We start from the raw sequence: 13,249 nt of genomic DNA on the forward strand, positions 1-13,249 counted from the left end.
AAGGAAGTTGTCCATGAGCCTGAACAGGGAACTGATCAGCAGGGGTTTCACGGACCTCGACAAGAGCACCCGGTTTCTGGCTGCGGCAGAACTTGCCGATATACCGGAGGACCGGCTCTTCAACGGGTTCACTGTCGCGGCTAATCCGGACCTGGCACTTCAGTCCCTCGTTCGCCTTCTCGCGGTCCAACCCGAACTGGCCGACCTCGTGCGGCTTGGTGGCTCCGGCGCTGAGTCCCTCTTCCGGTTGCTCGGGGCCTCTGAAGCGCTCGCTGAATTCCTCATGCGCCATCCGGAGCACTCCGATGTGGTCCGGGTTAGGACAAGTGCAGAGCCCGGGCGGGTGGACGCGGCGGTGCTGCGGCAATCGCTTTTGCGGTCTGTCGGTGCTGACGCGGGAGATGCCAATCCCGTCGCGGCGGTATCCGGCGAGGACGCATACCGCGCCCTGCGCACGGTCTATCGCCGGCACCTTACCGAGCTGGCCATACGGGACCTCGGTGCGGCATCACCCACCGATTTTCTCCCCACGGTCGGCCAGGAGCTGTCCGACCTTGCCGCAGCGGCACTCGAGGCAGCCCTGGCGGTCTCGCGCGCGGAACTGGCGACAACCTTCCCGACTGCACACGTGGCGGCCGTCAAGTTATCGGTGATCGGAATGGGTAAATGCGGAGCCGGAGAGCTGAACTACATCTCGGATGTCGATGTCATCTACGTCATCGACGCTGAGGGCCTTGAGGAAGAAACCGCCGTGCGCATCGGGACCGCATTGGCCGCCGGCATTTCTCGGGCAGTGACGTCGGCAGGACGGGAACCCGGACTGTGGGAGGTGGATGCAAATCTTCGCCCTGAGGGAAAGGACGGCCCGCTTGTCCGCACCTTGGACTCCCACCTGACCTACTATGCGCGCTGGGCCCGGACCTGGGAGTTCCAGGCGTTGCTCAAGGCACGTCCAATCGCGGGGGATCCGGCATTGGGTGAGCGTTATGCCCAGGCGGTGTCCGACCTCGTCTGGACCTCATCGGAACGCGATGAGTTTGTTGAATCCGTTCAGGCGATGCGCCGGCGGGTCACCGACAACATCCCCTCCCACGAGGTCAACCGGCAGCTGAAGCTCGGGGCAGGAGGACTGCGCGACGTTGAGTTCACGGTGCAGTTGCTCCAGCTGGTCCACGGGAAAGTTGACGAAACGCTCAGGACCCGCGCCACCACGTCGGCCATCGCGGCACTGAGCTCAGCCGGCTATATCGGCCGGCGGGATGCCCAGCAGTTCGACCAGGCCTACCGCTTCCTGCGCGTCCTCGAGCACCGCATCCAACTGGTTCAGATGCGCCGCACCCATCTCATGCCCGACGACGAAGCGAGCCTGAAGGCGCTCGCCAAGTCATCAGCCAGCTCTCTGCTGGAGACCCGGCCCACCGCAGCTGCGCTCACCGAAGAATGGCAGCAGACCAAACGCCTGGTACGACGCCTGCATGAGGCCATCTTCTACCGGCCGCTGCTCAACGCGGCGGCGAATCTCAGCGCTGACGAGGTCCGGTTGACTTCGGAGGCAGCCAGCGCTCGTCTTGCTGCCCTCGGTTACCTGGATCCACGCGGGGCCCTGCGTCATATTGAAGCACTAACAACGGGAATCAGCCGAAGATCGGCATTGCAGCGGCAACTGTTGCCCGTCCTGCTCGATTGGCTCGCTGACGGTGTGGATCCGGATGCAGGGCTGTTGGGTTTCCGACGCCTGAGCGAAGCACTGGGGGAGACGCACTGGTACCTCGGAATGCTTCGGGACTCCAAGGCAGCGGCGGAGCGGTTGTGCCACATCCTGTCCTCCAGCAGATTCATCACCGATCTGCTGGAGGTCTCTCCTGAATCAACGAAATGGCTCGGCTCGGACAAGGAGCTGATGCCCGTTGCGTTCGAAACACAATGGCAGGAGATCCAATCAAAGATGTCCCGCCACCCCGCACCAAAGGAGGCGATGCGCCTCATCCGCTTGATCCGCCGTCGTGAAATTCTGCGGATCGCCATCGCGGACAGTTCAGGGTTGCTCAAGCAGGAGGACGTCGGGCCTGCACTTGCCGATGCGGACCGGGCCGCCGTTCTTGGCGCTCTCAACGTAGCGGAGGCGGAGGTGTATGCCGGGGAGCAGGCGCTGACGGACGTCGTCGTTATTGCTATGGGTCGCCAGGGCGGACGGGAGATCACTTATGGCTCCGACGCCGACGTCATGTATGTCCACCGGCCGCGGGATGGAGCTGATCCAGCTGCTGCGCAGCGGCAGGCCGAGCAGATCGTCGGCAGGCTGCGGCAGTTCCTGCAGCAGCCCTGCTCGCCTCCGATCATGGCGGAGCGTGTTTTGGAGATCGATGCGGACCTGCGCCCGGAGGGTAGGCAGGGCCCGATCGTTCGTTCCCTCGAATCGTTCCGCGAGTACTACCGGCGATGGTCCCTGGTCTGGGAATCTCAGGCGCTGCTGCGGGCCTCGCCGATGGCGGGAAACGACAGGCTGGCATCGGATTTCCTGCAGCTGATAGATCCTCTTCGCTACGAACGGGACGTGACAGAGGGTGACCTGCGGGAGATACGCCGCCTCAAAGCGCGGATGGAATCGGAACGGCTGCCGCGCGGTGCCGATCCATCACGCCAGGTCAAGCTGGGCAGGGGCGGCCTCAGCGATGTTGAGTGGCTCATTCAGCTCTTGCAACTGCAGCACGCGCACGGCTCGCCGTCCCTGAGGACAACCTCGACGCTCGAGGCGATGGACGCGGTCGAGGAGCAGGGGCTTCTGCCTGCCGACGACGTCGCCACTCTCCGATCAAGCTGGCGGCTCGCCTCACGTGTGAGGGCTGCAAACACGGTGTGGGGCGGCAGGCAATCGGACCTGCTGCCCTCCTCCCGCCGAGACCTTGAAGCCGTTGCGCGCTGGTGTGGTTACGGTCCGGGGCAGGGGACGGAGCTTGAGGAGGACTACCTGCGGATTACCCGACGGAGCCGTGCGATCTTCGAGCGCTCTTTCTATGGCTACGGCGATTGACGTCAAATGACGCTTAAACGGGAGCAGTCAAACAGCAGCAGGGCCGCACCGGAGTGCGGCCCTGCTGCTGTTCACGGTGTGTGGTGACTAGACGCCGTAGTACAGCTCGAACTCATAGGGGTTCGGGCGTGCAGCAAGCGGGGCGATCTCGACTTCACGCTTGTAGCTGATCCAGGTGTCGATCAGATCCTGGGTGAAGACACCTCCGGCCTGCAGGAACTCGTTGTCGGCTTCCAGCGCCAGCAGCGCTTCCTCAAGGGAGCCGGGAGCCTTCTGGATATCCTTGGCCTCCTCGGCAGGGAGCTCGTAGAGATCCTTGTCGATGGGATCGGCGGGTTCGATCCGGTTCTTGATTCCGTCCAGGCCGGCCATCAGCTGTGCGGCGAAGGCGAGGTACGGGTTGGACGACGGGTCCGGAGCGCGGAACTCGATGCGCTTGGCCTTCGGGTTGGAACCGGTGATGGGGATGCGGATACCTGCGGAGCGGTTGCCCTGCGAGTACACCATGTTGACGGGAGCTTCGAACCCCTTCACCAGACGGCGGTACGAGTTCACGGTCGGGTTGGTGAACGCGAGCACAGCCGATGCATGCTTCAGGACACCGCCGATGTACCAGCGCGCAAGGTCCGACAGGCCGGCATATCCGCGCTCATCGTAGAACAGCGGCTCGCCGTTGCTCCACAGCGACTGATGGCAGTGCATGCCGGAACCGTTGTCACCGAAAATGGGCTTGGGCATGAAGGTTGCGGACTTCCCCCAGGCATTCGCAACGTTCTTGACGATGTACTTGAACTTCTGCAGGTCATCGGCCGCATGGACCATCGTCGTGAACTTGTAATTGATTTCCGCCTGTCCCGCGCCGCCCACTTCATGGTGCGAACGCTCAACCTCGAGACCCACAGCGTCCAGCTCGACGCACATCGCGTCGCGGAGGTCGGCCTGCTTGTCGACGGGAGCAACAGGGAAATAACCGCCCTTGAAGGGGGTCTTGTTGCCGAGGTTTCCGCCAACTTCCTCACGGCCGCTGTTCCACGGGGCTTCGATCGAGTCAACCTTGTAGAAGCTGCCCTGAGGGCTGGATTCATACTGGATGTTCTCGAAAATGTAGAACTCTGCCTCCGACGCGAAGAACGCGGTGTCTGCGATGCCTGTGGAGGTCAGGTAGGCTTCGGCGCGCTCTGCAACCCCTCGCGGATCGCGATGGTACGGATCGCCCGTGCGTGGGTTGACGATGGAGAAATTCAGCGCAAGCGTCTTCTCAATCCGGAACGGATCGATGAATGCGGTGGTGACGTCGGGAATCAGCTGCATGTCGGATTCGGCGATGCCCTGGAATCCACGGATCGAGGATCCGTCGAACAGCTGGCCGTGGACGAAGAAGTCGGCGTCAACCGACTTCGCCGGGACGTTGAAGTGCTGCTGCACGCCCGGGAGATCGGTGAAACGGACGTCGACGAACTTCACATCTTCGTCGGCGATGTACTTGAGGACTTCGTCCGCATTCTTGAACATCGGATTATGCTCCTTACGCATATTCGGGAAGAGCGACCGGGGCCGGCAGCGCGGGGGAGACGCCACAAGGGTTGACCTGCTGCGGTCGCAACAGCCTCCACACTATGAATGCGCAGTTACCCACTGGTGTCGCAAATGTTTCCGGCATGTAACTTAAGCCGGCAGCTACGCATACGTGCTCTTGTTCCACCCTAGTCGGTAGCGCCCCCGCGCTACGAGTAGAACTGTATCGGGGGACTGCATCCAGTTGGACAGAGCAGGTCCACAGAGCCGGAATGCCCGAGTGATGCAGGATAGAGTGGAGCGGTGGTTGACCGCAGAGACATCAGTTCGTGGCTTGAAGGACCGCCGTCGCGGGGTGATGGCCACTGGCCAGGTCAGCGCCTGGGCCGGCCACGGAACGGCGCAGGTTCAATCGCCCGACCTGGGCGGCGGCTAGGCGCTCTCGCTATTGACTGGGCGCTGTGCAGCCTGATCTCGGCGGCATTTTTCGGATACGACGGTACTGCAACGCTCGGCATCTTCGCACTCGAACAGATGCTGCTCGTCGGGACACTGGGATATAGCGTGGGACACCGCGTCTTCGGCATGCAGGTCCAACGGCTGGAGGGCACGCCCGCAGGGCTGGGAGCAGCGATTGTGCGCACCCTGCTCATTTGCCTGGTGATTCCGGCAGTTGTCTTCGATGAGGATCAGCGCGGCTTGCATGACAGAGCCGTTCGAACCGCCTTGGTACGGATCTAGCGGCCCCGCATCGCCTTGCGATCCGGACGGGCCTTGAACGGGTCTACTCCCTTGGGAATCGGCATCCGGGTACCCAGCGCGCTCAGCCGCTTGTCAACGGCAGAGACTTCCTGACGCGTGAGGTTCTTCTTCATCTTCTGCAGTTTCTTCGAGATGCGCTGAAGCGGAACCTGCCCCTCTCCGTTGCCGGCATGGACAACCTGAACCGGCACACCGGGCACAATCCTGTTCATTTTGACCCGTTCCGCGTTGACCAGCGGTTTGACGCGATTCACTGGCCCCTCCGCCACGAGGACGATGCCGGGCCGCCCGATCGCACGGAAAACGGCATCCTGGGTACGAGCGTTCACTGCGACCGGCTCATCCTTCAGGATCCAGCCCCGGCGCAGGACACTGAGGGCCGCTCCTGATGCGCCGGGTTTCCCTTCGATCTGCGAGAACGCAGCGCGTTCAGCCCGTCTCGACAGGATGAAGAGTGCCGCGAGGAATGCCAGTGGGATGGCAATGATAAGCATGGTCACGACGTTGCGGATCAGGAAACCGATGAGCAGCCCGACGGCAACAACCGCCAGGAACGCCAGCACCATAATCCAGATAACGTTTGGATCGTTGCGCCGCGTCATCGCGAAGACCTCGCCGATACGCTTCAGCGTTCCCGGCTTCTTGGCCGGCTTGGCGGCCTTCGGCTTTCGTGAGAAGAGGCGGCGCCGCGAGCCCGATCCGTCTGGGTCCGGGGTGGCGTTTGAGCTGTTGTCAGTACTGTTGGCCATAGTGCATTAAGTCTACGGGATACCTAACGCCTCGGACGTCCGCGCGCAGCGCGAACGTCCGAGGGAAGGTTTGCGTCTCGTGACGCTACGTCAGCCGGGAATGAGACTCGAAGCTTCCTGCAGAGTGCTTCCCGAATCCTCAATGTGAGCAAGCTCAGGAGGTAATTCAAGGCCCTTCTTTCGCATCGCCCGTGCCCAGAGACGGCCGGCACGGTAGGAAGACCGCACAAGCGGACCGCTCATGACGCCGAGGAAGCCGATCTCGTCAGCCTCCTGCTGAAGTTCCACAAACTCCTGCGGCTTGACCCAGCGATCCACCGGAAGGTGCCGCTCACTGGGACGCAGGTACTGGGTGATTGTAATCAGGTCGCAACCTGCGGAATGAAGGTCGCGCAGTGCTTCCGAGATTTCCGCGCGGGTTTCACCCATCCCGAGGATCAGGTTCGACTTGGTCACCATGCCGTGGTCCCTGCCCTGCGTGATGACGTCCATCGACCGTTCATAGCGGAAGGCTGGACGGATGCGCTTGAAGATGCGCGGGACCGTCTCCACGTTGTGGGCGAAAACCTCCGGACGGGCGTCGCAAATTCCGGCGATGTGTTCCGGTTTGCCGGAGAAGTCAGGAATCAGGATCTCGACGCCGGTTCCCGGGTTGAGCGAGTGGATCTGACGAATAGTTTCCGCATAGAGCCACACCCCCTCATCTTCGAGGTCATCGCGTGCCACCCCCGTAACGGTGGCGTAGCGCAGGTTCATGGTCTGTACCGACTGCGCGACCTTGAAGGGCTCGCTGCGGTCCAGCGGTGCAGGCCGGCCTGTGTCGATCTGACAGAAATCGCACCGCCGGGTGCACTCTGAACCGCCGATCAGGAATGTTGCCTCCCGGTCCTCCCAACACTCGAAAATGTTGGGGCAACCTGCTTCCTCGCAAACGGTGTGCAGGCCTTCCTTCTTCACGAGGTTCTTCATTCCCACGAACTCGGGACCGATGTTGACCTTAGCCTTGATCCAGTCCGGCTTGCGCTCCACCGGGACTGCGGCGTTCCGTGCTTCGACGCGCAGCAGGCGCCTTCCCTCGGGGGCCAGGCTCACAGTAAGACTCCTTCCGGCCGGTCGTTGCCGACGGCCTGTGCTGTCTCGGTTAGCTGGAGATTGCCCTCGGGACCGAGCACCAGCGACGCCTCATTGTTGCGCAGTTCCTCTTCAATGCGCGAAACGATGTCGACCGGTGATACGGAGCGGCCGATCTCCTTGGAGATGCTCGTGACACCGGCGTCAGTAATACCGCAGGGCACGATCTGCGCAAAAGGCGCGAGATCGTTGCTGCAATTGATCGCGAATCCGTGCATGGTTACCCGCCGGTTGATGCGGATGCCGATAGCAGCAATCTTCCGTGCCGGTCGTTGGGAATCACCTGATAACCAGACCCCGGACCTGCCTTCGATTCGAATTCCGATGATCCCGTAGTCGCTGAGGACCGCGATGATGACGTCCTCGAGAATTCCGACATAGTCGGCAACGCGGGTGGGCTCCGGAAGGGCGAGGATGGGGTAGCCCACCAATTGACCCGGGCCATGCCAGGTAAGTTTGCCTCCCCGGTCAACCGGTACCACAGGGGTCCCATCGAACGGCTTTTCGTTTTCCTCGGTCCGTTTTCCTGCGGTGTAGACCGGCGAGTGTTCGAGGAGGAGAACAGTGCTGGGCGACGTACCGGCAATCACTGATTCATGCAGCGTCTTTTGTCGGTCCCATCCGTCCCGGTAGTCGACGAAATGGGGATCGAATCCGATTCGGGAGAACTCCAGCGTCATTCCTCAAGCGTAGACCCGGGTGGGCGGTCATCTCACATTCGTGAATGTGGACAGGGTGTGGATAACTTCTGCGCCGGGAGCGCGAGTAGCCAAGACTTGTCACCATGGACAACTTTCGACGCCAGACGGCCGCAGCATGGGGAGCGACATCTACTGAACGTCCAGAGGCGCAGCAGCCGCCCAGGCTCAGCGGGTACCGCACGGGAAGGCTACTGGGCGTCGGCAGTAGCGCTCATGTCTGGCTGGTCGAGGATCAACGCACGGGTATTCTCAGCGCTCTCAAAGTGTTCCCCACAACTACACCTCTTTCACGAGCAGAGCTTGAAGGCTGGGATGGGTCCCTAACCCCACTTGATCGGGAGCTCGCTGTTCTGGGCACGCTGAAGCACCCTCATCTCCTGGGAATCCGCGAAGTCGTCAGTACAGACAGTGGTCCGGGACTCCTGATGGACTATGCCGGCGGAGGATCACTCCTCAATCTGGTGACGGCCCGCGGTCGGTTGAGCATCGGTGAATGCATCACTGTCCTTGGGCCGATTGCACAGGCACTGGCATACCTGCACTCCTCCGCCATTCAGCATGGCGATGTATCGCCGGGCAACGTGCTGTTCACGGCCGAAGGAAAGCCGCTACTTGCTGATCTCGGCGTTGGACGCATGCGGGGGGAATCGGCAGATCATCCTCGCGGCACGGCGGGCTTCGCCGACGCGGGCCTGCTGCCGAGTCTCTCCGCCGGTTTTGCTTCGGACGTGTTCTCAGCTGCCGCGGTCGGGTGGTACTCCCTGACCGGCAACCCACCCGACCGGGCCAGGGATCGGGCGCCGCTGAGCCTGCTCGTGCCTGACGTGCCGGGCGAATTGCTCCATATCCTTGAAGCCGCACTGCACGACGACCACGGCGAGCGCCCGAGCGCCAATGAGTTGGCGGATGCCGTGCTGCGAGCGGCGCCAGCACAGCCGCTGGACCTCGTCGCAGCCGTGCACCCTTCTGTGTTGCCCCAGCTGCTCACCAGGCGCGCCACTGCCGATTCCACGAAGGGGACCCGGCGCCGGCTGCCCGAAGCCCTCGCGCGGATATACGCGACGAAGATCCCGACGACGCTCCGGAAACCGACAAAGTCCGCACACCCATCAACCCGCGCGGAGCGGTCGCGTCGCGCGGACGGTTCTCGCGGGAAGCTGAACCGACAACCTTCCAGGGCCCGGCGCCGGAGCGCGCGTAACTCGGGAGGAACGAGGATGGGTTCTGTCATCCGGGGCGCCGCCGCACTGCTGGTGCTGTGTGGAGTTCTGCTGCTCGGTCCGCAACTTCTGGACACCTTGGGCAGCAGTGTTTCTCATTCAGAACGTGGGTCTGCTGAATTCAAGGACACGCTGGATGCGCCCGCGGGTGTTCCGGCAAAGCCTGCAGCGGGAGGCGCTCCGGCGGACTCCAGAAGAGGGAATGCTCCAGCGAAGGACACGGCACTCACTGACGAGATGACGCAGCGTCTGGCAGACGAAAACCCGGTAACAGCTCTGTCCGCCCTCGTTGCCGTGAGAGCTATGTTCCTCGCAACAGGGGAAGCGGGCCTCCTGCCGGTTGTGAACGTCAAGGATTCGGACGCTATGGCCGCCGACCGGCGGATCATGGCCGGGTTGCAGGAACGTGGCCACGTCTTCAATGGGTTGAGTATCCGTCTGGAGAAGGTCGCGCCGGCGGAGTCATTCCCCGTTCCGGAGGGCGCCACAGCGGTCACCGCGACGGCCGTCATGTCCGGCTACACCGAAATGGACGCTTCAGGTGCTGCCGTGCGCGAGGTCGCGGAATCGACGCTGCAGGACCTCGTTTTCGTCCTGGTGAGAGAGGAAGGACTATGGAGAATCGCCAGTGTGCACAATAGCGACGCCGTCTGAGCGGGCGGTGCGGGAGTGGTTATGATCGGATGATGGCTTCCTCTCACTACCTACGCTATCCGCATCTGTCCGGAGATCTCCTCACTTTCGGAGCGGAGAACGATGTCTGGGTTGTCCCGGTCTCGGGCGGGCGCGCGTGGAGAATATCGTCGCTCCAACAGCCGGTACGGAACCCGCGATTCTCCCCCGATGGCTCCACCATCGCTTGGACAGTGGTACAGGGCGCCGCACCGGAGGTAGTTGCTGCTGATGCAAACGGGGGGAACTTCCGTCGGCTTACCTACTGGGGGCATCAGAGCACCAGAGTGAAGGGCTTCACTGCAGACGGTCAAGTCATCGCGACGAGCGCTTTCCGGCACGAGGATCCCCGGCATACCTGGGCGTACACGCTTCCCGTGGATGGTTCCCCGGGTAACGTCGTGCCTTACGGACCGCTTGACGCCATTGTTCATGGGGAAGCTGTCGGGGACGAGCGCCCCGTTGTCATCGGCAGCGTCATGACTCGCGAACAGGCCTGGTGGAAGCGGTATCGGGGAGGTACCGCGGGCAAGCTCTGGATTGATCCGGATGGTTCCGGTGATTTTCGGCGCTTCCTGCCTGAACTCAACGGCAACCTGGCCGATCCGATGTGGGTCAGTGGCCGTCTTGCTTTCCTTTCGGACCACGAGGGATACGGGAACCTCTACTCTGTGACGGCAAGTGGTCAGGATCTGAGGCGCCACACAGATAACGAGGCCTTTTATGTCCGTCATGCGAGCACGGACGGAAGCCGCGTAGTCTACGAATCGGCAGGGAAACTTTGGCTGCTCGAAGCCCTTGATGCGGAAGCGCGGCCACTCGATATCCAGCTTGGCTCAGCCTCCACCGGCAGGCGCCCGCAGCCGCTCAACGTAGCGCGGCATCTCGCGGCCGCTGTTCCCGTCAAAGACGGCCGCGCCAGCGTAGTTGAATCTCACGGGACCCTGCATCTTCTGAGCCACAGGGATGGGCCCTCCCGCGTTGTGGATGCAACTGCGGGTGTGCGGGCACGGCTCGGCCGTCCGGTTGGCGAAGACCGGATTGCCTACATTGCCGACCATGAGGGTGAGGAAGCGCTGTACATCCGCAGCGCGTTCGACGTCGATGTCCCTGTCACCACCGGTTCAACCCGCCCGGAAACTTTGGCAGCGGATGATGGTCTGCCCGCGCCGGTGCCGGCAGCGAAGCCGCACAGCACGAGCGAAGATCAGAGGTCGGGCGAAGCTGAGCCTGTTGAGCGTGGGGCGCCAGACGCCGCCGTCTTTGCCCAGGACCAGGCGGGCAGCACAGTTGTTTCCTGCATCCGGTTTGGAGACCGTTTCAGGGCAAGCAACCTCGCAGTGAGTCCCGACGCGAAAATCATCGCGGTTGCAGGTGAAATGGGCGAGATACTGATTCACGAGATTGGTACTGAAGGATTCTTCACCCTGTCCACCACCGCCCACGGCGCAATCGACGACGTGACGTTTTCACCCGACTCAGCCTGGCTTGTCTGGGCGGAGCCCGTCACGGGTGAAGGGGCGCGCACGCGCGTCCGGCTGAGCCGCGTACTTCAGAATACCGAGATCCTGAACGTCACCGATGGCCGCTTTCGGGACCATGCTCCGTCATTCACCCCGGACTGCAAATTCATTGCCTTTCTGTCCGACCGTAGCTTCGACCCGGTGTATGACACTCATCGTTTCGATCTCAGCTTCCCGGCCTCGACGAAACCGTTCCTGGTGGCTCTCGCGGCTGACACAGCGTCACCGTTCGGGCCTGCTGTGTACGATCGGCCGGCGCCGGCCGAGGAAAAAAAATCTCCCTCGCTGGTTGTCGAGGTTGATGCGGACCGCCTTGCCGAACGCATCATTCCCGTGCCGGTGACGCAGGGATCCTATGAGGGTATGCGGGCAGTGGAGAACGCGCTGCTCTGGACGGCAGCTGACACGATTGGGATCACCGGCGACGGCCGCGCCACCACGGATGCCAAAGAGCCGGCGAGGCGGCTCGAACGCTTCGATATGGCCAAGCGTGAGACCTCCACACTCGTTCAGGAGGTGGACTCCTTCGAAGTCAGCGGCGACGGCAAACGTGCGGTAATAGTCCACGCCGGAGCCGTTACAGCAGTGCCCACCTCCGGTCCTGCGGAACCGGACTCTGCTGAGCGGGTAACGGTGGATCTCAACCGGATCCGTGTACTGCTTGATCCTCCCAGCGTTTGGCGGCAGGCGTTTGAGGATGCGTGGCGTCTGCAACGCGACTTTTTCTGGGCCGAAGACATGGGCGGCCTGGACTGGGAGGGCGTGCGCGAGCGTTACCGACCGCTGCTGGACAGTATCGGCTCGCACGATGATCTGGTCGACATCCTGTGGGAGCTGCACGGCGAACTCGGGACGTCCCACGCCTACGTCACTCCGGCCCTACCCAGCGAGGCGGGCGCGGGCGCCCAGGGTTTCCTCGGAGCCGAGCTCAGTCGAGCCGAGCGTGGTTGGAGGGTAGACCGTATCTTCGTCGGCGAGTCCTCCGACCCGCAGGCAGCTGCGCCGTTGGCAGCGCCAGGAGTGGCTGTGGAGCCTGGAGACATCATTCAGGCGGTGGACGGCGTGCCCGTGCCTCCGGAATTTGGTCCGGCCGTACTCCTTACAGGGGCAGGGGGGCGGCCCGTCGAACTCACCGTGGCACGGTACAACGATGACGGCGGCCAACCCGCCGTTCGCCGGGTCGCGGTTGTACCGTTGCGCAGTGAGGAACGGCTCCGCTACCAGAACTGGGTCAGCGCGAACCGTACGATCGTCCACGAAGCTTCGGATAGCCGGTTCGGCTACCTGCACGTTCCGGACATGGTGGCCAGGGGATGGGCGCAACTGCATAGGGACCTCGACCGCGAGACTGCCCGCGACGGTCTCATCATCGACGTGCGCCGCAATCGCGGCGGTCACACTTCACAACTGGTAGCCGAACTCATCGGCCGTAAAGTGACTGCCTGGTCACTCCCGCGAGGTGAGCAGCCGGGTACCTATCCGGCACATGCACCGAGGGGTCCGGTCGTTGTCCTCACTGATGAGTTCGCGGGTTCCGACGGCGACATCATCACCCAGGTGGCGAAGCTTCGGGGGATCGGGCCGGTCATCGGCACCCGGACGTGGGGCGGTGTCGTCGGCATCGACGGTCGGTTCAGCCTCGCCGACGGAACCGGAGTCACACAGCCGCGCTACGCGTTCTGGATGACCGGAGGCATTGAGTGGGGCGTGGAAAACTACGGCGTGGACCCCGACATTGAGGTGCAGTTTCCGCCACACGCGTACGCCGCACAGGAAGATCCTCAGCTAGAGCACGCCGTCGGAATTCTGCGCGAGATGCTTGAAGAACTGCCCACGGACGTACCGCCGGCACGCAGGAACCATCCGCAGCTTGCACCGCTGCCACTGCCGCCGCGCAGCTGATCTGCCGCTGGTAGCACTGTGCCCCGGTCACTGTAGTTGGTGA

8 protein-coding genes are annotated in these 13,249 nt (G+C 62.8%); 4 read left to right on the plus strand and 4 right to left on the minus strand.

Features of this window, described 5'->3' with window-relative positions; genetic code table 11:
* Positions 1-13 precede the first annotated feature (13 nt).
* Positions 14-3,031, plus strand: coding sequence for a bifunctional [glutamine synthetase] adenylyltransferase/[glutamine synthetase]-adenylyl-L-tyrosine phosphorylase (locus tag ASH00_RS08030; protein ID WP_056547179.1), 3,018 nt, complete (start codon positions 14-16; stop codon positions 3,029-3,031).
* An 87-nt stretch (positions 3,032-3,118) separates the two neighbouring features.
* Here the strand turns inward: ASH00_RS08030 and glnA are convergent, their stop codons facing one another.
* Entirely contained in the window at positions 3,119-4,543 is a 1,425-nt protein-coding gene (glnA, locus tag ASH00_RS08035) for a type I glutamate--ammonia ligase (RefSeq protein WP_056547182.1), read from the minus strand.
* Positions 4,544-4,849: 306 nt separating this feature from the next.
* Here glnA and ASH00_RS08040 point away from each other — a divergent pair, with 306 nt between their 5' ends.
* Positions 4,850-5,287 carry an RDD family protein gene (locus ASH00_RS08040; RefSeq protein ID WP_056547185.1) on the plus strand — a complete coding sequence of 146 codons (438 nt, stop codon included), beginning with the start codon at positions 4,850-4,852 and terminating at the stop codon, positions 5,285-5,287.
* Here the strand turns inward: ASH00_RS08040 and ASH00_RS08045 are convergent.
* From ASH00_RS08045 to lipB, 3 genes are all read right to left on the minus strand, one after another.
* Positions 5,284-6,057 carry a DUF4191 domain-containing protein gene (locus tag ASH00_RS08045; protein WP_056547187.1) on the minus strand — a complete coding sequence of 258 codons (774 nt, stop codon included), beginning with the start codon at positions 6,055-6,057 and terminating at the stop codon, positions 5,284-5,286. The two genes, ASH00_RS08040 and ASH00_RS08045, sit on opposite strands and share 4 nt — an antisense overlap.
* Before the next feature lie 90 nt (positions 6,058-6,147).
* Positions 6,148-7,149 (minus strand): lipoyl synthase, encoded by a 1,002-nt coding sequence (lipA, locus tag ASH00_RS08050; RefSeq protein WP_056547190.1) that lies wholly within the window; start codon positions 7,147-7,149, stop codon positions 6,148-6,150.
* The gene (gene lipB, locus ASH00_RS08055) at positions 7,146-7,868 is read right to left on the minus strand and encodes a lipoyl(octanoyl) transferase LipB (RefSeq protein WP_056547193.1); all 723 of its coding nucleotides are present in this window, start codon (positions 7,866-7,868) and stop codon (positions 7,146-7,148) included. The genes lipA and lipB overlap by 4 nt, the downstream gene beginning before the upstream one ends.
* Before the next feature lie 104 nt (positions 7,869-7,972).
* On the opposite strand from lipB, the gene ASH00_RS08060 reads away from it, so the two are divergent.
* Positions 7,973-9,763 carry a serine/threonine protein kinase gene (locus tag ASH00_RS08060; protein ID WP_082565992.1) on the plus strand — a complete coding sequence of 597 codons (1,791 nt, stop codon included), beginning with the start codon at positions 7,973-7,975 and terminating at the stop codon, positions 9,761-9,763.
* Between the two features lie 32 nt (positions 9,764-9,795).
* A complete protein-coding gene (locus ASH00_RS08065) occupies positions 9,796-13,206 on the plus strand; it encodes a S41 family peptidase (protein ID WP_056547785.1) in 3,411 nt (1,136 codons plus the stop codon).
* Positions 13,207-13,249 lie beyond the last annotated feature (43 nt).

Origin of the sequence: Arthrobacter sp. Soil782, assembly GCF_001428435.1 — a bacterium.
GTDB classification, from domain to species: Bacteria; Actinomycetota; Actinomycetes; order Actinomycetales; family Micrococcaceae; genus Arthrobacter_D; species Arthrobacter_D parietis.

Excerpts from the sequence above, each read along its gene's own strand:
- glnA (WP_056547182.1), bottom strand. The coding sequence starts at position 4,543 with ATGTTCAAGAATGCGGACGAAGTCCTCAAGTACATCGCCGACGAAGAT.
- lipB (WP_056547193.1), bottom strand. The coding sequence starts at position 7,868 with ATGACGCTGGAGTTCTCCCGAATCGGATTCGATCCCCATTTCGTCGAC.
- ASH00_RS08060 (WP_082565992.1), top strand. The coding sequence starts at position 7,973 with ATGGACAACTTTCGACGCCAGACGGCCGCAGCATGGGGAGCGACATCT.
- ASH00_RS08045 (WP_056547187.1), bottom strand. The coding sequence starts at position 6,057 with ATGGCCAACAGTACTGACAACAGCTCAAACGCCACCCCGGACCCAGAC.
- ASH00_RS08030 (WP_056547179.1), top strand. The coding sequence starts at position 14 with ATGAGCCTGAACAGGGAACTGATCAGCAGGGGTTTCACGGACCTCGAC.
- ASH00_RS08065 (WP_056547785.1), top strand. The coding sequence starts at position 9,796 with ATGGCTTCCTCTCACTACCTACGCTATCCGCATCTGTCCGGAGATCTC.